The organism is Clostridium sp. HGF2, from assembly GCF_964240115.1.
Classification (GTDB): Bacteria; Bacillota_I; Bacilli_A; order Erysipelotrichales; family Erysipelotrichaceae; genus Clostridium_AQ; species Clostridium_AQ innocuum.
On record NZ_CAXSSO010000012.1, the window covers coordinates 54,646 to 75,616 of the forward strand.

Sequence of the window (20,971 nt, forward strand, 5' to 3'; positions counted from 1 at the left end):
AGTATACGATTCCTTTTTGTTGAAAGTGTATACTGTTTATATGTCTTCAAAATGTGCAATTACCTCTGAGGCATCCCGCATATCCAGCAGCCTTCTGATTTCCCCATGCTCAATCAAAGCAATCAGCCTGCGGTAAAAATTCTTGATGGAGCGTTCAACCTCATTTTTATTGCTTACGGATATCACCGGCAGAAACACATGCTGAACTGACTCATCACGTCCCCATGGAATGGTTTTTTGCAGTCCGGCATACACGATCACTGTATCGTTAACATATTGCGCATTGCCGTGTGGAATGGCAACACCTGATCCGATCTCTGTTGATATTTCGCGTTCTCTTTGCATGACAGAAGAGAAAAACGGCTCCTTTACATAACCAGCCTTCAGCAATTTTTCACAAATCTGCTTCAAAAGCTCCTCCTTGCTTTCCACAGACTGTTCAAGAAAAATCAGATTCTCATCAAACATGCTATCTGCATGTGGCAGATTGTTTTCACCCTGCAGAATCTTCTTGTCCAATATATGATTTACAATGGAGCGAATGTACAGGCAATCCTCCTCCTTTAAAATTTCATTTACATGAATTTGAGGAAAATCATCATGAAGATCAATCGTGGCGATCACCAAATCCCATCTTCGATGCTGCTTCCTGCTCTGATATTCCTGTTCCGTCATAATATCATCAATCCTTATGGCATGATGCAGCTTCTGAATCTGCTCCCGCAAAATACGAATCACATTGTCATAGCGCTTTACAAGGAGGCAGACATGCAAATCATAATCTGTCTTTTCTCTAACGACACCAAGATATAAAGCTATGTATGCAATTTCATCCTCTGTAATCGTGACGCTATAATATTGGTCAAATAAAATACTGGTTGCCCATGTCGCCTGATATATGGATGAAAAGCTGTTGCGAACCTCATGAAGCAGCGGATTATGAATCCGAACACCGTTTTTCAAACGTATTATCGTTCCTGCGAGATGTGTGAGCAGTCCTTCCATCAATTCCTCCTCACGATCTATGCTGATACTCAAAATGCCATTTAATATATCCAGAAACTGGTCTACAAAGATATGAAAATGCTCGGTATGCTCCAAATCTTCACGTGCCACATCAAACATACTATCATCTACCAGACCGTAAATATCAAGATACAGCTGAATATAGCATTTTTCCTGCTCCGGCAAAGGAATATGATAGATTGCTTCCATTGTTTCAAAGACCTTTAAAAGTCGATTGCTGCGCTGCTTTTTATGCAGCATATCCATCTGCTCCTGCCGCATGTCCACATAAGCCTTCTGCTGGACACGCAGAATACAAATGCAAAGATGCAGGAAAACATTTAATCGACTGATATGATCCAGATATACATGACAGTCCTTTTCCAGCTCCAATACACAGGTTTCAAGCGGATGATACAAAAATCCCTGAAACAGCTCTTGAAACTGCTTGCTCTGCTGCTCATCCAGAATCTGCCCAACCTTCCCCTTTACAAACGGGTAGTCGCTTCGTTCCATGAACAGGGCAATGATACAATCACGGATATGAAATTCATCCCCCTTTACTAAAATGCCATATTTCTGTCGATTGCGGATCACTATACTATAATTGCAGCAGAACTCAGAAAGCTCACGCAGGTAGCCGTGAACAACATGGCGTCCCGCATGCAGTGCCTCACAAAAACGCTTTTCACTCCATACGTGGTCTGCATTATGAAAGAACAGACTCCTTACAATGAATGCCTCCTCCTGGTCCTGACGGGTATGCAGCAGCATTTCGTATTGCCTGCGTTTATCCTTTTGCAGCTGCAGAGACACTCCGCTACCTCGTTTGCGAATCAACACACCGATTTCCTGTTCCTGAAGGATGGCTTCGATTACTGTTAGTTCTGAAAGCATCGTCTTTTCAGACAGGGAACAGGTATCACACAGGGTGCGTATACTGATAAAATCATCCGCGCGCTCCAGCTGCTGCAGGATATCTTTCTGTCTTCTGCTCAGCATAGGTATACCTCCTTTTACAAAAGGGGACAGACTGTCCCCTTTCTATGCTTTCCCCTCCTGATGAAAAATATGCATATAATGCTTAACCATATCCTTAAACCCCTGCTGCATACGATGGTAGACCATATGAGGTTCACCTGCCTGCCCGCCCGCTTTGATAGCAGCTGTAAAATTATCGGTGCCGATATTGATTTTGGAAATACCGCACTGTATTGCTTTCTGCAGGTTTGCATCGCCGCTTCCACTGCCGCCATGCAGGACCAGCGGTATATCGACAGCCTGCCGAATTTCACGGATACGCTTAAAATCAAGCTGCGGCTTTCCCGCATAGACACCATGTGCAGTTCCTACAGAAATCGCCAGACAATCAACACTTGTCTGCTTTACAAATTCAACGGCCTGCAATGGATCCGTATACAGACAAGCCTCACGTCCATAGGAGAAGCCATCTCCCACATGCCCCAGTTCTGCCTCCACACTGACCTGTACAGCGTGTGCAGCTTTAACAATTTCAGCAGTATCACGTACATTCACCTCAAAGGATGCAGTACTGCGATCTATCATAACAGATGTAAATCCGGCACGCAATGCCCACATGGCCTGTTCATAGGTTGCGCCATGATCAAGATTAACAGCTATAGGCACCGATGATCGAACAGCCATTTCTTCCAGCATGCGACCCAGAAAAACCAGATCCGGATGGAACACATAGCCTACATCCAATATCAGCGGTGCATGCATCTCCTCTGCCGCCTCTATACAAACGCGGGTGGTGCATTCGTTGATAACATTTGGTGCCACTACACCATACCCCTCTATCGTCGCCTTATCCAGCAAATCCCTCATTGGTACAAGCATATTATATTCTCCTTCTTATTTTGTATTGAATTCAATGGTAAAATCATAGTCCTCCTCGGTATCCTCGGCAGCAACACTTTGATTCGGCTTTAACAGAAGCAGTACCCCTGCGGTAACAGCTACACCAACAAGGAAAGCAATCACAAACAGGAATGGCTCTGTGATAAACGGTATCGCGAAAACACCACCTGCCGGAATCGGACACAGACATCCGAAAATTACTGCCAAACCGCCGGAAATTGCACTCCCCGCAGTACATGCCGCTACAATACGCAGCGGATCACTTGCAAGGAATGGAAAGACACCTTCTGTAATAAAGCATAAGCCTAGCGGAAGTGCTGTTTTCGCTGCTTCATGCTCTGCCTTTGTAAACCGTTTTCTTGCTAAAAATACTGCGATGGCAACACCAACAGGTGGTGTCATTCCGCTGACCATGCTTGCTGCCTTCGGTGCATAGACCCCCTGTGTAAGCATCGCATCACAGAAAGCACCTGCTGCCTGCGCAAACGGACCACCCATATCAAAGCGCATACCGCCAATAATAGCCCCCATCAAAAAGCCTGATTCCCCCTGCAGAGAAAGCAGCTAGTCAGTCATACCCTGCTGTATCATTGCCAAAGGTGTACCGATCAGATACATAAATACCAGGCCAACAGCAAGGGTTGACAATACCGGGATAACAAGCACCGGCATCAGGCCTTCAATCAGCTTCGGCGGCTTAATATAGGTTTTTGCAAGCCATGCAAAATAACCGGCGATAAAGCCACCGGCAAGACCTCCAAGAAATCCTGCACCAACAACATTTGCAAGGGTACCCGCTGCCAGTCCTGGAGCAATACCCGGGCGATTTGCTATCGAATACGCGATTCCCGCTGCGATGACGGGAACCGTGAATCCAATCGCCGCATTTCCAATCTGCTCTAACGCTGCCGCAATCGTTCCTTCCTGAATATCCACCCCTCCAAAAATCCTGGAAATCCCCAGACAGATACCGCCTGCTACAACTACTGGTATCATATAGGCAATCCCCGTAAGAACATGTTTTTTCAGTTGCAATTTTTTAACTATCTCCACCTCAGCTTTCTTTCAATTTTTCTTCTATCTGCATCAATAATTTTTTTGGCGCCTTCATTACCATTTTCATTGGCATATCCAGAATTTTTTTTCCTTTAAAGCGTTCCCTTCCGGATATTTCAATATCTGCTGAAATAATGACCACATCTGCCTGTGCAATATCCTGCTCATCCAAAATATCCTCAACGCCAATGCTGCCCTGTGTTTCAATCTTTATTTCATGTCCCAGCTCCCTTGCTGCGTTTACAAGCTTTTCTCTTACCAGATACGTGTGTGCAATTCCTGCTGTACATGCTGTGATTCCTACAATTTTCATACGCTCACCTTTCTTTCACTGTCTTGATAAAATAGCCTCCATGACATCCTGTCTGCTTTCCGCCTCATACAGCCGCTGCTTCACATCATCATAAGCCAGTGATTTAGCAACTGCCGCCATCATCGATAAATGACTCTGATCTGCATCGTGCTTCCGAGCGCAGACCGCAAAGAGGATAACCACCTTTACCGGAAGCTCATCAATACTCTCCCAGTAAATAGGCTCCTGCAATATGCCAACCGCAATTCTGTTTTCTTTCACTCCCTTCGATTTTCCATGCGGTATTGCAATATAGTCTCCGATTCCTGTGATACCTTCCGCTTCCCGTAAAAAGACATCCTTTACAAACGCATCCAAATCAATTACAATTTCATGCTCTTTCAACAGCCTAGCAAGCTGCCGTATTGCTTCCTCTTTTGAATCTGCCTGCATGGGAATCAGAATATCATCTTCCTGCAATATCTTTCTCAGCTCCATATTCCTTCTCCTTTATCTACTTTTATTATAGTGAATTTTAAAAAATATAAATTTCGTCTTTTTCCTTTTTACAACAGGAATTTTTTACATTATGCAATATCTTTTTTACCTGAATCATTATCAAAATACTTAAAAGAAAAACTGCCGGTATTTTTTCCGACAGTTTTCATTCATTGTTCAGCAATTCTATTTGTGTCTATATGCTCCTGCCTCCCCAGGATATATCAACATCTTCTTAGTCTTTTCTAGTATCAAATTCATTGAAAATGTCTTCACGCTGTTTTTCATCATACAAATCGAACACGGTTAAACACAGACTGATGATCCCCTTTCTCAGCTTGTCATCCGCACAAGGCAGCTTCAGATATTCGAGAAATTTAACATCATGCGCATAAGCGGGTGTTGGTCCCTTTAATGCCAGCTCACTGTACATCATCGGACAGACATGCGATACATTTCCTACATCACTGGAGCCGCTGGCATCCGCATCGCTGTCCACAAAGTCACCGGAGCCGCAAAGCTTTGCATTTTCCACATACAGCTGCTGAAAGCTTTCCAAGTTGACCAGATCATAATAGGTATTTTCAAAATTACGATATTCCATCTGCGTTCCCGTCATGAAAGAAGCTCCCTTTGCGATATTGACGATTTTCGCACTAATTTCCTCCATATATGCCTTATCGGCTGCGCGGATGTAAAATTTGCACGCACACAAATCCGGAATGATATTGCATGCTTCTCCACCCTTGGTGATAATACCGTGCACCCGTGTGTCACAGCGCATCTGCTGGCGCAGATAGCTGATTCCCGTAAACATCAGATTGACCGCATCCAAGGCATTGACTCCCAGATGCGGATAGGCAGCTGCATGAGCTGCTTTTCCATGGAAAGTGAATTCCAGAGAGTCCATGGCAAGTGTAACGACATGTGCATTATTTTCTGCACCCAGATGCAGCTGAAAAGCAAAATCCACATCATCAAATGCGCCTTCCTCAACAAGAACACATTTTCCACCGGTTGTTTCCTCTGCCGGGGTTCCCATAATAACAATGGTACCCTCCAGTTCCTCCTGCATCTGTGCAAACATGAGCCCCACACCCGCACACACCGCTCCGATCCAGTTGTGTCCACAGGCATGTGCAAGCTCATCGTGCTGCTCACCATACCCCGGCAAGGCATCATATTCTGCCAAAAATGCATAGGTTGCTCCCGGCTTACTGCCCTTCAGCTCGCATCGAAATGCTGTCTTCAAAGAACCGTACGGGAGCTGTACAGAAAAGCCTGCCTCCTTCAGCTGTTCACAAATATAGGCACTTGACAAAAATTCCTGATCACCATCTTCGGGATGTTCGTATATCCATTTGCTGATTTCCTCAGCTTTGGCCTGCACCTTTGCCGCATACAGCTCTTCCAGCTGCTTTTTTCTTTCCTCTTTCATATCGTAGCCTCCACTATTCTCATTGATATTACCTTAAAAATACTAACATCAGTATTTGCATATCCGTTTACAGTTGCTTTTTATGCAGTTGTATTAAGACTTTCACATGGAATAAGAAACAGAGATGGGCTCTCTGTTTCTTTCTTGTGCTATTCGATTGTTACATGTTCAAAGTAGAACATTGCTGCCGGTGTACGTTCCAGCCCCTTCACACTCGGCTTTTTCAGCATCACCTGTGTATTTGTTACCAGTGGAATGAAGTAAGCCTGTTCAACGATCATTCGATTTTCTGCATCATGCAGCAGCTGCATACGCTTCGCAGCATCCGTTTCCAGTGCAGCCTTCGCCATTAGATCCTCGTATTCTGCATCATCGAAAATCAGGACCGCTTGAGATTCCTTCTGCCACATACCAAGATATGCTGCGGCAGGATCCAGTGTCGTGGCACTCAGACCATAACGGCTTGTTTCAAACTGACCGCCATCTACCTGCTGATAGAAGACACCCTGTTCCACCTGTTCAATTTTCAAATCAATATAAATTTTCTTGAACTGTTCCTGCAGTATTTGAGCGATATCCATATTTACCTGCTGACCGGTCGTCTTGTATTTGATTGTCAGCTTTTTGCTGTCGGAGTATCCAGCTTTCTTCATAAGTGCCTGTGCACCCTTCAGATCATATTTAATTAAATTACCTGCATCATCCGCTTCTTTACGGAAATCTTCCTTTTCTCCCTGAATTCCATGTGGAACCAGACCAAACAGCGGCGTTACATAATCTCCTGTATCCAGTACCTTTACGATACCGTCACGATCAACTGCCATTGCCATTGCTTTACGAACATTGACGTCCTGCAGTGCTTTATTTTCTGTAGATAAGGAGTTGATGTCAATAAAGTAATTGGATACATATGGATCCACCCGATACAGATCATCCTTGCCTTTATAATTGGTATATCCTTCATTTGCAACATAGGTAGCAAAATCAATCTCTCCTGCATCATAGCCCTGATACTGAGAAACGCTGTCTTCCATAATCTTGAAGTGCAGTTTTTCCAGCGTTGTTTTGTCTGCCTCGTAATATTCTGTATTCTTTACCAGATCAACCGCATCTGCAGGATTCACACTTTCTGCCTTGAATGGTCCGTTCACCGGTACATCTGCCGATAGAGACCATTCGGAATTCTTTTCCTTTGCAATATCAGAACGAAGCGGTGTATAAATCCCCTGTGTCATCAGCTTGTCAAAATATTGAACAGGCTGAATCAAGTCAATGGTAAAGGTTTTGTCATCCACCTTTTTTACGCCAACATCCTTCATATCCTTAATTTTCATATTCTTTTCATAAGCCTTTTGCGCTCCGACAATGTATTTTCTTCCATCCTGTGCATTATAAGAATTCTCAGGACCGTAAGAAAGTCCTCGCTTGATACCGTAAACAAAGTCGTCTGCCTTTACTGCTTCCCCATCACTCCATTTTGCGTCCTTAATGGTAAATGTGTAGGTTTTCCCATCCTCGCTGACTTTATAGTCCTCACAAAGATCCTTTACCAGCTTCCCTTCCTCGTCCAGCTTGAACAAGGTACGATACATGTTCTGAATTACGATCATGGAATACGTGTCATCCGCAAGCGCCGGATCCAGACTGGTAATCTGTCCGCCAAGTGCAACCTTGAGCTCACTGCTGCTTTCTTCCCCGCCCCCGCAGGCACTCAGGCTGAGAACACTGATTCCCATGAAGAGCGATAACATCAGTTTTTTTAGCTTTTTCATACAGTTTCTCTCCTTTTTACATTTATTATCATACCTTCTTTTCGATTATTTTTCAATAAATGTAAATACTTTCAACATAAAACTTATATAAAAGTAAAAGTGTTTACAGAAAATTAAGCATACCGGTCGTTTGTAAATGTTAAATTCGCCTGATTATAAGACCTGCATAAAAGGAGCCGACGATACCAATCCAAGAGGCAACCAGAGTAGCTGGCATTGATATTGGTGTTGATAATCTGATGGCGATTGCGTTTACGAGTGGACACCGTCCTGTGCTGATAAAAGGAAATGAAATAAAAGCAGTCAATCAATTCTACAACAAACAGATCGCACATTATCGCTCACTGCTAAGAACTGGAAAGAAGGATAGTAAAGGGATCCATCAAACAAAACGAATGAAACGTATCAGCGAAAAGCGAAATCGACGTGTAAAGGATATCCTACACAAAGCATCAAGAAAAATAATAGATCTATGTGTGGAGGAAGGAATTGAAGTTATCGTCGTAGGGAATCATGCGGGTTGGAAGAAGCGTATCCATATGGGGAAGAAGAACAATCAGACATTTGTTCAGATACCGTTTCATACGCTGATCGAAATGATCAAATACAAAGGAGAAGCTGCAGGGATCAGAGTCGTGATCTGTGAAGAAAGTTATACATCGAAGGCTAGTTCCATTGACGAGGATCAAATACCAGTCTATGGAAATGATGTAGCGCATACCTTCACAGGAAAAAATTAAACGAGGATTGTACAGAAGCAAAAACGGTATTCTAATGAATGCTGATATCAACGGAGCAAGTAATATCATACGAAAAGTATATCCATGTATGCCAGAGCGAGAGCGATGGAGTAGAGGTACCGTGAACGTACCAGTTACGTGTATCTGAACACGAACAAAACGTTTTGATGAATGTGCAAGCATTCATTAGAAGTCGCTTGCTTTATAGCTGGCGGTAGTTCACTTCGTATATTACCAGTCTGTTTTATAAACATTTCCCGCAGTCATGAGTTTAAATTGTGAAAATGAAAAAGCGATTCTATTGCTGAACCGCCTTTTGCTATGCTACTTCAAATGTGCGTCGAACCAGTCTGCCATTTCCTGCAGTCTGCGTAATCTATGCTTTGGTTTTCCACTCCTGCTCAGCTCATGATTCTCCTGTGGAAACAGACACATGCGGCTTTCCACATCATGATACTGTAAAGCCGTAAACATCTGCAGTCCTTCACTCAGCGGACAATTATAATCCTCCAGAGAATGGATAAACAGGGTTGGCGTCTTTACCCTGTTTGCATATGCCAGCGGAGAAGCCTTCCACATCGTCATGACATCCTTCCACGGTGTTGTCTGCATCTCATTGGGATCAAAGCTATAGCCGATGCAGCTGGTACCAAAATCCGAAATCCAGTTCGCAACACTTCGCTGGGAAGCCGCAGCCTTGAAGCGCTCTGTCTGCGTGATGATCCAGTTTGTCATAAAACCGCCATAGCTTCCGCCAAGCACGCCTAAGCGTTCACTCTCCAGTGCAGGGGTTTCCTGAATTACTTCATCTGTAAACGCCATCAGATCCTCATAATCAATCGTACCGTATTTCCCCCGCAAATCCGCATATTCTTCACCAAAGGAATCGCTGCCTCTTGGGTTTGTATAAAACACCATATAGCCCATGGATGCGAACATCTGCATTTCATGATTGAACACATTTCCAAATGCACAGCGCGGTCCTCCGTGGATACTCAACAGACCCGGATAGCGCTTCCCTTCCTCATAATCGGCGGGATACAGAATCCATCCCTTCTGTGTGCCTTTGTCACGATTGGTATACAGGACTTCCTTTGGCTGTGCACATGTATGTGTCTGTAAGTACTCCGCATTCCATATTGTCAGTTTCTGACATTCATCAGATTTACGGAAATAGATTTCCTCCAATGCATTTTCTTCCATTTCCAATGTATAACAGCCCTGTTTCGCCAAGGCGATATCACGTATCACATTGGCTTTTGGTGTCAGACAGATGTCCTCACCATCCATGGACAGCGCATACAGCAGACAGCGTCCCTCTTCGTTTTTCAAATGGTATACAATCTGATCCTTCATCAGCATGGACGTGGAGGCTCCGACATGGCAGTCGGTCACAATATTGCAATATGCGTAATGCTCGCAATCCAGCAGCTTTTTAAGCCCCTGTTCTTTCGTCCAGACATAGAAATCCGCCGCCTCTTCATTGCCATACCTCTGCATATCCGTTCCTGTGAAAACAACCGTATCCTCCTCACAGACAACACACTCTATGCGCATTTCATTACAGGGAAGAATTTCCCTTCTTTCCATAGCTTCTGTGGAAAAGGTGAAAACTCCCTGCGTCAGCGGTTTCTTTGTGGAATACTCCTGTGCACTGCACACAATTTGCGAATTTGAAACCGTCAGGTTTTCCACATGCCAGTTTCCTTTAAACAACGCTGTGGATATCTGACTTTTCTCTTCAAAGACATACAGGTGGTTTCGCTTCCCGCTAATATATCCGGCACCGTTATCCCAGAATGGAATCTGTGTCAGTACGATGGTGTCATCGTCATTATTTTTTTGTACGGATTCTTCTGCCAGATAAGCATAACGCTGTTCACTTATCCTTTGCAGCTGTACAACATTCGCAGATATCGTAAAGGCCGGTGTGGTACATAAGGTATCCAGATGCAGACGAACAAATTCCGTTTTCTGTTCCCCGACAGGCTTTTGGATCAGCAGTGTATGCTCATCTTCCCACAGGAAGGTGGAAAACTGCTGCTTCTGATAGATACAGAAATTCTTACCTCCCTCCAGCAGCCACAGACTTTTTTCATACGTATCACTTGCTTTCGCCATCTGCGTATGCACATAAACCAGACGGTTCCCGGAAGGAGATGCTTTCAAACCGCTCAGCAGGTGCAGCTGATAGAGGTCGTTTTTCTCTATGCGTTTCTTCATGCCTTGTTTCCTCTTTCACGCATATGCTCATCCAGTAATCTGCGGATTTCCTCATATGCCGCATCGACATCCGTATTTTTAACCGTATGACGAAACAGTGATGATAATTCCAGTTCAACCAGCGCCTTGGAAATTCTGCGCTGTGCGCTGGCAGCATCGTCCCGATACCGTAACATGATCTGTTTCTCCAGTTCCTCCATGCTTTCCGGTTCCACGAATACGCACAGAGCATCCGGATATTGCAGCTTGATCTGCCCAACACCCTGTGCTTCCACCTCTACCATGACATTTTTCCCACTATTTAGCAGGAAATCCACCTGATGCTTTGGTGTTCCATAGTAATAGCCGTCAAACTCTGTATACTCCAGCAGCTCACGATTTCGCAAAGCCTGCGCAAAGGCTTCATGATTGACAAAATAATAATCCCTGCCATCCACTTCCTCCCCGCGTTTTGGACGGGTTGTCATGGAAATGGAATAATTCAGATGCAGTTGTTCATCACCAAGCAGCCGGTCACGGATATCCTTTTTTCCCACACTGCTGGCGCCGGTTAATACAAACAGCAAACCCTTGTTCATGATGTTTCCTCCCGGTATCTTATGCAGCAGGAATGAGTGCCGCATACCATACCTTTTCCTTTCTTTCAAAAAAACGAAAACACAGCCGGATGGACAGTGCTTCGTTTTCCTTTTAAATGATCACATTATTTTTCATACAGGAAGCAGGCAACCGTTCGTTTCCCTACGTTTACCATTCCCGGCTTTTCCCTGGCACAGCGCTCTGTGGCATTGGGACAGCGGGTACGGAATACGCAGCCGCTCGGGGTATCCAGCGGACTCGGCAGCTCGCCCTCCAGTACAATGCGCTTTTTTTCTCTGGCAACACGGGGATCGGGAATCGGTACCGCTGATAATAAAGCCTGTGTATACGGGTGAAGCGGGCGATGATACACATCGTCACTATCTCCGATTTCCACCAGATTTCCCAGATACATGACACCGATCCGGTCGGATATATGCTTTACCATGCTTAAATCATGCGCAATAAACAGATAGGAAATGCCCATTTCCTTCTGGATATGCTCCAGCAGATTGATAACCTGTGCCTGTATGGAAACATCTAGTGCACTGATGGGCTCATCACAGACGATGAACTGCGGATTCAGGGCAAGTGTTCTGGCAATTCCAATACGCTGACGCTGTCCGCCGGAAAATTCATACGGGTAACGGCGAATGTGATCCGGCTTCAGCCCGACGATATCCAGCAGCTCGCGAACCCGCTGTTCCCGTTCTTCCTTCGTGTTGAAAATATGATGAATATCCATTGGCTCACGGATGATTTCCCCAACCGTCATACGGGGATTCAGACTTGCATAGGGATCCTGAAAAATCATCTGTACATTCCTGCGGAATTCCGCAAGATGGCTGCCTTTGATTTTCGTAACATCCTCTCCATGGTAATACACCGTTCCGCTTGTGGGCTCATAAAGCTTGACGATTGCACGACCGGTGGTACTTTTTCCACAGCCGCTTTCTCCAACAAGTCCGAAGGTTTCTCTCGGATAGATTTCAAAGCTGACACCGTCCACGGCCTTTACCACTTGCTTTTTTGTGAACAGACCGCCCTTGACCGGGAAATGCACCTTCAGGTTTTCCACCTTCAATACTGCATCACTCATTGGACTTCACCACCTTTGTGTGCCTTGGGATGCTGCAGCCAGCAGGAACAGCGATGCGTAGCAGATATCTGTGTTTCCTGCGGCATATGCAGCTTGCATATTTTCATTGCAGCTGCACAGCGATCCGCAAACGGACAATTCTCCTGAATATTCAATAAATCGGGAGGACTTCCGGGAATCGGATGCAATTCCTTTTTTTCCAGCTCATTCGGATTGGAAATACAGGACAGCAGACCGATCGTATACGGATGCTGCGGATGCTCAAAGATTTCAAATACCGTCCCGGTTTCAACGATTTTTCCACCATACATAATCGCGATACGATCACAGATACTCGCCACAACACCAAGATCATGCGTAATCATGATAATACCGGAATCAATTTCCTCCTTCAGATGGGAAATCAATTCCAGAACCTGTGCCTGTATGGTCACATCCAGCGCCGTTGTCGGCTCGTCCGCGATAATGATTTTCGGATCGCAGGCCAGCGCGATTGCGATGATGATACGCTGCCGCATACCACCGGAAAACTGATGCGGATACTGTCGTATTCTGGCCTCCGGAGAAGGAATACCAACCTTACGCATCAATTCGATTGCGCGCTTTTTCGCTTCTTCCTTTGATATATCCATGTGATTCAGAATCGGCTCCATTAACTGCGTTTCAATACGCAGAACCGGATTCAGAAAGGTCATTGGGTCCTGAAAGATCATTGCCAGATCATTTCCGCGGATGTGATCCATTACCTGTTCATATTCCTTACGGTCGGAAAAAGCCTTTGGCGATATTTCCTTGCCGTCAATGGTGATACTGCCATCCTTCACGATTCCGTTGCCTGACAGCAGCCCCATAACGGAAAACATCGTCTGACTCTTTCCGGAACCGGATTCTCCTACGATTCCCAAAACCTCTCCCTTATCCACAGACAAAGACACATCACGCACGGCGTGTACCATACCGTTTTCTGTTTCAAAATCGGTAGAGAGGTGTTGTATTTCCAGCATACTCATATGATTCCCTCCCTACTTCTTCTTTTTTTTCGGATCCAGGGCATCCCCCAGACCGTCACCGATAAAGTTTAATGCAAGCATCGTCAGACAGATTGCCAGAATCGGCCACAGTGTCTGCAGCGGATACGAGGTCAGGGTACTTCTTGCCTCATTTGCCAGTGTTCCCCAGCTTGCCTGCGGTGCGCTCAGACCGATTCCCAGAAAGCCCAGAAAGGCCTCATAGAAAATCGCGCTCGGCACCAGCATCGTAACGGATACGATGATCGGCCCCATGCTGTTGATAATCAGATGCTTGAAAATGATACGTCCGGTTCCCGCTCCCAGCACCTTGGCTGCAAGGGAAAACTCCTGTTCCTTCAGCGTCATGACCTGTGCTCGTACCTGCCGGGCCATCCCCATCCAGGACGAAATACAGATACCGATCAGAATGGAGCTCATCGACGGTCCCATGACCACAACGATCATAATGACATACAGCATATCCGGGATGGAATACATCATATCCACAAACCGCATCATTGCCATATCAATTTTACCGCCGAAGTAGCCGGCAATTCCTCCGTAGAGAACACCGACACCAAGAGAAATCAGCGCTGCCGCAAAGCCGACGCTTAAGGAAACACGTCCGCCCCACATGATACGAACCAGAATGTCACGACCGAATTTATCGGTACCCATCAAATGCTGAAGGGACGGACCTATATTGCGCAGCTCCAGATTCTGTCCGTCATAGGTATAGGGGGATATCATTGGTATGATAATCGCACACAGCAGCATGAACATCAGAAAGCAGAAGCCTACAAATGCCAGCTTGTTCTGTCGGAACCGATGCCATGCATCCGCCAGATAGGTCCGGCTTTCATATGCTATTTTTTCCGCATTTTTTTCAGAATCATCCAGACGTTCAAACAGATCGTCGCTCAATTCTTCCTGCAATAATTTATCACTCATAGCCTTCACCTCCTAATCCAGCTTGATCCGCGGATCAATAATGGCGGACAGGATATCTGTAATCAGATTAAAGGTGATGACAAGAAAACCAAGGAATATCGTCAGCCCCATGATAATCGGATAATCTCGTGTTGTAATACAGGATACAAATGCACTGCCGATACCCGGTATCGAGAAAACACTTTCGATGACGAAGCTTCCCGTCAGCATGAAGGCGAACATCGGACCTGCATAGGTCACCACCGGCAGCATGGCATTCTTCAAAGCATGCTTGATGACAACCTTCTTATACGGCGTCCCCTTGGAGCGTGCCAGGATGATATAATCCTGATTCATAACCTCCAGCATACTGGAACGGGTCAATCTGGCAATCATAGCGATGGGATAAAACGCAAGTGAAAGCGCCGGCATGATATAGTTGAGCGGACTGTTCAAGCCGATAAACGGCAGAATATGCAACTGCACACCGAATACGATCAACATGATCATCGCAATCAGAAATGACGGTACGCTGACACCGATGGTCGCCACAAACATACACAGGTTGTTCACCCACTTATGCCGTGACAATGCTGCCCCGGTTCCCAGTGCGATTCCTCCCACCAGTGCCAGGACAAAGGCGATCAGCCCCAGACGTGCGGTTACCGGAAAGCCGGTTTTAATGTAATAGGAAACGCTGCGTCCGGTATTGATCATACTTTCTCCGAGATTCCCCTGTGCGACCCCCTTCAGGTAGATCACATACTGCTCCATCAGCGGCTTATCCAGATTATACTTTGCCTCTGCGGCAGCCAGTGCCTCCGGTGTCTTATACTTCGCCAGGGAAAATGGTGATCCCGGCGTTGCCTTCATCAGAAAAAACGTAACGCTGGCTAATACAAACAGTGTCACAAATCCGATCAGCACACGTTTGATGATATACTTTGGCATTCAAACAACCCCTTTTCTCATTCTATAATAGAAGGATACTCCCGATGACTATATCCCGCTGTGTTAATTCGGATTTTTGGTAATACTCAACACCTTGTATCCATTTGCTTCCAGATCACTTGCCAACGCGTCTGTCTGGAAGGTATCAATACGGATGATCATATCCGCAAAGCCGTTGTGCTGGGAGTATACCCCCAGATGGGTGATATTGCAGTTATTGCGGACAAAGATTTCCGAGATTTTACCGATCGTTCCCAGCTCGTCCTTGACTTCAATGCAGACACGGCTTCCGCTTGTACGATAGCCCAGAATATCCAGGAATGCAGAAAGAACATCGTTGCTGGTCAGAATACCGACAACCTCATTGGCATCATTGACAACCGGCAGACAGCCGATATCATGCTTATACATCAGCAGTGCCGCATCCTCCAGAAAACGGTCCTCGTGAATCGTGATAACATCGCGAATCATAATCGCGTCCACGCTTGTCTTTGAAAGCAGGTAATTCAGCTCATAAATACTCAGACTGGTTGCCTTGCTGGCACCCTTTTTGGAGATCATGCCCTCCGTAACCAGACCAACCAGCTTTTTGCCGCTGATGACCGGAATACGGTGCAGCTCCTTTTCACTCATGATATCGACTACATCACTGATTTTGCTGTTCACATCAATACAAATCGGATGCTTTGTCATTCTGTTTTTTACGTACATAGTGTTATCCTCCCAGGTATGCTTTCTGAATTTCAGGACTGTTGACCAGCTCTGCACCGGTTCCCGTCATGACGATATTGCCGGTTTCCATGACATAGGCACGATCCGCAATGGATAATGCCATCTTTGCATTCTGTTCGACAAGCAGAACGGTTGTCCCTTTTTCATTGATATCCTTGATAATGTTAAAGATTTCCTTCACCAGAATCGGTGCAAGCCCCATGCTCGGCTCATCCAGCAATAGGATCTTCGGTCTGGCCATCAGCGCTCGTCCCATCGCCAGCATCTGCTGTTCTCCTCCGGATAAGGTGGAAGCATCCTGTGAGCTGCGCTTCTCCAGAATCGGAAACCGCTGGTAGATATCCAGCAGGTCTTTTTTGATGCCTTCCTTGTCCTTGCGCAGATAGGCACCCATCAGGAGGTTTTCATACACACTCATACCGGGAAAGATATGACGTCCCTCCGGTACCTGTGTGATGCCTTCCTTTACAATATTCTTAGCACTGACCTTATTCATGGATTTGCCAAGGAACATAACCTCTCCGCTCGTTTTCTTCAGCAATCCGCTGATCGTCTGAAGCAGGGTCGTCTTTCCGGCGCCGTTGGCACCGATCAGTGAAACGATTTCCCCCTCCTTAACCTCCATGGATACATCCTTCAGTGCATGAATCACGCCATAGTGGACATTTAATTTTTCTACCTTCAGCATCTTAAATATCCTCCCCCAAGTACGCCTTGATGACGCGCTTGTCATTCTTGATCACTTCCGGAACACCGTTGGCGATGCATTTTCCATAATCCAGCACATAAATCCGCTCACAGATCGTCATAACCAGCGACATATCATGTTCAATCAGAATCACGGTCAGATGAAAGTCATCCTTTATACGGTGAATCAGTCTGGTCAGATCCGCCGTTTCCTGCGGGTTCATACCGGCTGCCGGCTCATCCAGAAACAGCACCTTCGGCTGTGTGGCAAGCGCTCTGGCGATTTCCAGACGGCGCTGTTCCCCATAGGGAAGATTGCTGGCAAGCTCATTTCGCTTGTCGTACAGATGAACCACCTTTAACAGCTCCTCTGCCTGCTGCTCCACACGTTCCTCCTCACGATAATAGTTTGGTGTACGCAGGATTGCCTGCAGGGTTCCGTATTTAATATTCTTATGCATTGCGATTTTCACATTATCCAGCGCTGTCAGATTTTTAAACAGGCGGATATTCTGAAAGGTTCTCGCCAGCCCCATACGCGTTACCGCATACGGCTTCATACCGCCGATTTCCTTCATCGCACCATCGACATTCAGTTCGATGTTCCCCTCACTCGGCTCATAAACACCGGTAAGCAGATTGAACAGCGTTGTCTTTCCGGCACCGTTTGGTCCGATCAGTCCGATCAGCTCCTGTTCATTGATTTCCATATGGATATTGGATACCGCACAAAGACCGCCGAAGTTCTTTGTCAGTCCGCTGACTTTTAATAACGTCATACTCAGCGCACCTCCTTCTTTTTCGAGAACCGCTTCAACAGAGCAGAGAAGGTAAATTCCTTGGTTCCAAACAGACCTTCCGGACGAAAGACCATAATCAGTACCAGGGCAGCACCGTAAATAATCATACGGACATCCGCAAAATTCTGAAGATACATATTGATAAAGCCGATGACAACTGCCGCAACGATGGAACCGGTAAAGCTTCCCATACCGCCGAATACAACCAGAATCAGAATGTCCACGGATTTATTGAAGGTGAACAGGTCCGGCTTTACAACATAGAAGTTGCAGGCATACAAGGCACCTGCCAGAGATGCCAGAACAGCACCGATCACAAAGGCGATTGTCTTATATTTTGTCGTATTGATTCCCATTGCCTCGGATGCTATTTCATCCTCACGGATGGAAATACAGGCACGCCCGGGTGCACTGCGTGAAAAGTTCAGTACAATTAACAGGGATACGATCAGGCAGAACAGCAGCAGCGGCCAGGTCGTCAGCTTCGGAATACCGAACAGTCCGGCAGCTCCGTTGGTAATCGTCATATTCAATACGATGATACGAACGATTTCAGAAAAACCAAGCGTCGCAATCGCCAGATAGTCCCCCTTCAAGCGCAGGGTTGGTATCGCAACAACCAGAGCGACAAGCGCGGAGATCACACCGCCGATCACAACGGCAAGCGCAAAGCCGCCCAGATTCGGTGTTGCCTTGGTAATGATGGCAGCCGCATAGGCACCGATACACATAAAGCCGGCATGTCCCAGAGAGAACTGACCGGTCACACCGATGATCAGATTCAGGGAGATTGCCAGAATCATATTGATTCCAATGGTATATAAGGTACTCTGATAATAGAAGTTGATCACACCGCCCTGCATGAGCAGCGTGATGATCGTTAACAATGCCGTTGTGAATAAAATCCAGCAAAGGTTCAGCTTACTAAAGATATGTTTCATACGCCTACACCTTCTCTTTCACATTTTTGCCCAGCAGTCCTGCCGGCTTGATGATGAGAATCAGAATCAAAATGGCATATACAACGGCATCCTTATATAAGGAGCTTCCGTATGCTGTGACAAGCGCCTCTACAATGCCGATGAAGAAGCCGCCGAACATCGCACCCGGAATGATACCGATTCCGCCGAATACCGCAGCGACAAACGCCTTGATACCGGGAACCATTCCCATCAGCGGGTTGATCGTATTGTAATACATACCAACCAGAACACCGCCGGCTCCGGCCAGTGCGGAACCGATGGCAAAGGTATAGGAAATCGTTGCGTCCACATTGATCCCCATCAGCTTTGCCGCATCCGCATCCACGGAAACAGCACGCATGGAGCGTCCGATTTTCGTCTTGCGTACGATAAACTGCAATGCGAGCATCAGAATGATGGTGATCGCCAGAATGTAAATCTGCTGCATCTGAATCTGGATGCCGAACACATGGAAGGTTTGATTGCTCAATACAGACGGATAGGTTTTAACCCCCGGCCCCATGATCTTCTGTGTGGAATATTCCAGAAAATAGCTGACACCGATTGCCGTAATCAATGCCGCAATTCGTGTAGCATTACGCAGTGGTTTATACGCTATGCGTTCAATAATAACACCCAGCACACCGCATACCACCATGGCCAGCAGCAGTGCCGGAAAAAAGCCCAAATGTAACTGTGCTATGGAGATGAATCCCACATAGGCACCAAGCATGTAAATATCACCATGCGCAAAATTGATCAGCTTGATAATGCCATACACCATCGTATATCCCAATGCAATCAGAGCATAGATACTGCCAATGGAAAGACCGTTTACCAGCTGTTGAAAAAATTCTGTCATAACTTCACCCCTCTATACTGGAAAATAGGAGAAAGAATATCTTTCCCCTATTCTATACTTCATCGTATTCTACTATTTGTTTGGATCAACTTCAACTGCATTTTTCTGTTCGCCGTCTACCAGCTCAACAACAAGTGCAGCCTTCTTCGGTGTATGTGTTTCATCAAATGTGAAATCTCCGGTTACTCCCTTGAAATCAAGCTCAGTCATAGCCTTCTGTGCTGCTTCCGTATCTGCACTTCCTGCTTTTTCAAAGGATTGAATCAAGACGTTCGTCGCATCATATGCCAGAGCGGAGAACATGCTTGGATCTTCATTATATTCTTTCTTGTAGTCCGCAATAAACTGTGTCAGTGCATCACTTGCATCCACGGTTGTATAGGCTGTTGTAAAGAATACATCGTTCAGGTTCTTGTTTCCTGCCAGCTTCACAAGGTCGGTAGAATCGAATCCGTCACCGCCGACGATTGGTACATCAATTCCCATTTCACGAGCCTGCTTGATAATCAGACCTACCTCATTATAATAGCCTGGGATATAGATCACATCAAAGTCCATTCCCTTGATTTTTGTCAGCTGTACGTTGAAATCGGTATCCTTTGCCTGATAGTTCAGCTCGGTTACGATGTTTCCGCCTTTTTCCTTGAATTTATCCTGGAATGCTTTTGATAAACCTTTTGCATAATCAGAGCTGGAGTCGGAAATGACAGCAGCCTTGGTTTTCTTTAAGGTATCCTTAGCATAGACTGCCATGGCAGCTCCCTGATAAGGGTCTTCGAAGCAGACACGGAATACATACGGATACACGCTTTCCTTCGTCTTACCGTCCTGCAGCGTCACATTGGTTGCAGTTGCGGATGGTGAAACAACCAGCACTTTATTATCGGTAGCAATCTGATAGGTTGCCGCAGAAGCGCCGGAGGTTGCCGGTCCTACAATCCCCTTTACACCATCGGATGTAATCAGCTTGGTAGCTACGTTTGTGGATTCATCCGCCTGTGATTTATTATCCCCTTTTATTGCCTTATAGCTAAACTTGTTGTCCTTGTTTGCATTTGCCTGTTTGATGGCCAGCATGGAGCCGTTATATTCCGGCGTACCATAGTTTGCTGTCTCCCCGGACAGCTCATAGTTTAAACCGATTTTGATTTCGTTTGTATCTCCATCACCGGAGCCTGCATCACCGCTGTTTCCACAGGCTGTCATCGTTGTCAAAGCCATACAGCTGACTGCTGCCATGGCCATAAATTTCTTAAAATTTCCCATGTTCCTCTCTCCTCTTTTCATTTTCCTTATATCAATTACCGTTAAAATTGATAGTTCTATTATATTCGCTCACGGATTCTTTTTCAAGTGTTTTCTGCAAATTTTTCACACATTTTCATGACATTATGTAATTTATTACAGTACTCCATCTGTTTTTCTTGCAATGCAGTTTGTAATAGTCAGGATTT

The 20,971-nt window shown here is 45.8% G+C and carries 21 protein-coding genes; 1 reads left to right on the forward strand and 20 read right to left on the reverse strand.

The annotated features are described in order from the left end of the window. Positions 1-36 precede the first annotated feature (36 nt). The 8 genes from ACESPQ_RS17625 to ACESPQ_RS17660 form a co-directional block, all read right to left on the reverse strand. Positions 37-2,007: a BglG family transcription antiterminator gene (locus ACESPQ_RS17625; protein ID WP_373144627.1), complete on the reverse strand. Its 1,971-nt coding sequence runs from the start codon at positions 2,005-2,007 to the stop codon at positions 37-39. A 42-nt stretch (positions 2,008-2,049) separates the two neighbouring features. Further along, entirely contained in the window at positions 2,050-2,865 is an 816-nt protein-coding gene (locus tag ACESPQ_RS17630) for a class II fructose-bisphosphate aldolase (RefSeq protein ID WP_373144629.1), read from the reverse strand. A gap of 15 nt (positions 2,866-2,880) precedes the next feature. Continuing rightward, positions 2,881-3,417, reverse strand: coding sequence for a hypothetical protein (locus ACESPQ_RS17635; RefSeq protein ID WP_373144630.1), 537 nt, complete (start codon positions 3,415-3,417; stop codon positions 2,881-2,883). A 33-nt stretch (positions 3,418-3,450) separates the two neighbouring features. After that, entirely contained in the window at positions 3,451-3,921 is a 471-nt protein-coding gene (locus ACESPQ_RS17640; RefSeq protein ID WP_373144632.1) for a hypothetical protein, read from the reverse strand. Positions 3,922-3,940: 19 nt separating this feature from the next. Beyond that, entirely contained in the window at positions 3,941-4,255 is a 315-nt protein-coding gene (locus tag ACESPQ_RS17645; protein ID WP_002607343.1) for a PTS fructose transporter subunit IIB, read from the reverse strand. A 15-nt stretch (positions 4,256-4,270) separates the two neighbouring features. After that, positions 4,271-4,732 carry a PTS sugar transporter subunit IIA gene (locus ACESPQ_RS17650; RefSeq protein ID WP_002607342.1) on the reverse strand — a complete coding sequence of 154 codons (462 nt, stop codon included), beginning with the start codon at positions 4,730-4,732 and terminating at the stop codon, positions 4,271-4,273. A gap of 235 nt (positions 4,733-4,967) precedes the next feature. Further along, positions 4,968-6,170, reverse strand: a complete 1,203-nt coding sequence (locus ACESPQ_RS17655) for an amidohydrolase (protein WP_109770928.1) — start codon at positions 6,168-6,170, stop codon at positions 4,968-4,970. 149 nt (positions 6,171-6,319) lie between these two features. Next, on the reverse strand, positions 6,320-7,942 hold the full coding sequence (locus ACESPQ_RS17660; RefSeq protein WP_257335813.1) for a peptide ABC transporter substrate-binding protein: 1,623 nt from the start codon (positions 7,940-7,942) through the stop codon (positions 6,320-6,322). A gap of 188 nt (positions 7,943-8,130) precedes the next feature. Between ACESPQ_RS17660 and ACESPQ_RS17665 the strand changes: the two genes are divergently transcribed. Continuing rightward, positions 8,131-8,682 (forward strand): RNA-guided endonuclease TnpB family protein, encoded by a 552-nt coding sequence (locus tag ACESPQ_RS17665; RefSeq protein ID WP_373144656.1) that lies wholly within the window; start codon positions 8,131-8,133, stop codon positions 8,680-8,682. Between the two features lie 324 nt (positions 8,683-9,006). Here the strand turns inward: ACESPQ_RS17665 and ACESPQ_RS17670 are convergent, their stop codons facing one another. The 12 genes from ACESPQ_RS17670 to ACESPQ_RS17725 all read right to left on the reverse strand — a co-directional run bounded on the left by ACESPQ_RS17670 (position 9,007) and on the right by ACESPQ_RS17725 (position 20,783). Beyond that, complete coding sequence (locus tag ACESPQ_RS17670) at positions 9,007-10,905, reverse strand: alpha/beta hydrolase family protein (protein WP_373144634.1); 1,899 nt, start codon at positions 10,903-10,905, stop codon at positions 9,007-9,009. Continuing rightward, the gene (gmk, locus tag ACESPQ_RS17675; protein ID WP_002607331.1) at positions 10,902-11,483 is read right to left on the reverse strand and encodes a guanylate kinase; all 582 of its coding nucleotides are present in this window, start codon (positions 11,481-11,483) and stop codon (positions 10,902-10,904) included. Before gmk ends, ACESPQ_RS17670 begins: the two co-directional genes overlap by 4 nt. Before the next feature lie 125 nt (positions 11,484-11,608). Then, the gene (locus ACESPQ_RS17680) at positions 11,609-12,583 is read right to left on the reverse strand and encodes an ABC transporter ATP-binding protein (RefSeq protein WP_373144636.1); all 975 of its coding nucleotides are present in this window, start codon (positions 12,581-12,583) and stop codon (positions 11,609-11,611) included. Next, positions 12,580-13,593, reverse strand: coding sequence for an ABC transporter ATP-binding protein (locus ACESPQ_RS17685; protein ID WP_002607329.1), 1,014 nt, complete (start codon positions 13,591-13,593; stop codon positions 12,580-12,582). The genes ACESPQ_RS17680 and ACESPQ_RS17685 overlap by 4 nt, the downstream gene beginning before the upstream one ends. 12 nt (positions 13,594-13,605) lie before the next feature. Beyond that, a complete protein-coding gene (locus ACESPQ_RS17690; protein WP_008818537.1) occupies positions 13,606-14,544 on the reverse strand; it encodes an ABC transporter permease in 939 nt (312 codons plus the stop codon). A 12-nt stretch (positions 14,545-14,556) separates the two neighbouring features. Continuing rightward, positions 14,557-15,474 (reverse strand): ABC transporter permease, encoded by a 918-nt coding sequence (locus ACESPQ_RS17695; protein WP_002607327.1) that lies wholly within the window; start codon positions 15,472-15,474, stop codon positions 14,557-14,559. A gap of 63 nt (positions 15,475-15,537) precedes the next feature. After that, positions 15,538-16,185, reverse strand: coding sequence for a CBS and ACT domain-containing protein (locus ACESPQ_RS17700; RefSeq protein ID WP_002607326.1), 648 nt, complete (start codon positions 16,183-16,185; stop codon positions 15,538-15,540). Between the two features lie 4 nt (positions 16,186-16,189). Beyond that, positions 16,190-16,894: an ABC transporter ATP-binding protein gene (locus tag ACESPQ_RS17705; protein ID WP_257335146.1), complete on the reverse strand. Its 705-nt coding sequence runs from the start codon at positions 16,892-16,894 to the stop codon at positions 16,190-16,192. 1 nt (position 16,895) lies between these two features. Further along, positions 16,896-17,672 carry an ABC transporter ATP-binding protein gene (locus ACESPQ_RS17710; protein ID WP_373144638.1) on the reverse strand — a complete coding sequence of 259 codons (777 nt, stop codon included), beginning with the start codon at positions 17,670-17,672 and terminating at the stop codon, positions 16,896-16,898. 2 nt (positions 17,673-17,674) lie between these two features. Next, positions 17,675-18,634 carry a branched-chain amino acid ABC transporter permease gene (locus tag ACESPQ_RS17715; RefSeq protein WP_373144640.1) on the reverse strand — a complete coding sequence of 320 codons (960 nt, stop codon included), beginning with the start codon at positions 18,632-18,634 and terminating at the stop codon, positions 17,675-17,677. 4 nt (positions 18,635-18,638) lie between these two features. Continuing rightward, a complete protein-coding gene (locus ACESPQ_RS17720; protein ID WP_002607322.1) occupies positions 18,639-19,517 on the reverse strand; it encodes a branched-chain amino acid ABC transporter permease in 879 nt (292 codons plus the stop codon). Between the two features lie 72 nt (positions 19,518-19,589). Further along, on the reverse strand, positions 19,590-20,783 hold the full coding sequence (locus tag ACESPQ_RS17725; protein WP_002607321.1) for an ABC transporter substrate-binding protein: 1,194 nt from the start codon (positions 20,781-20,783) through the stop codon (positions 19,590-19,592). Positions 20,784-20,971 lie beyond the last annotated feature (188 nt).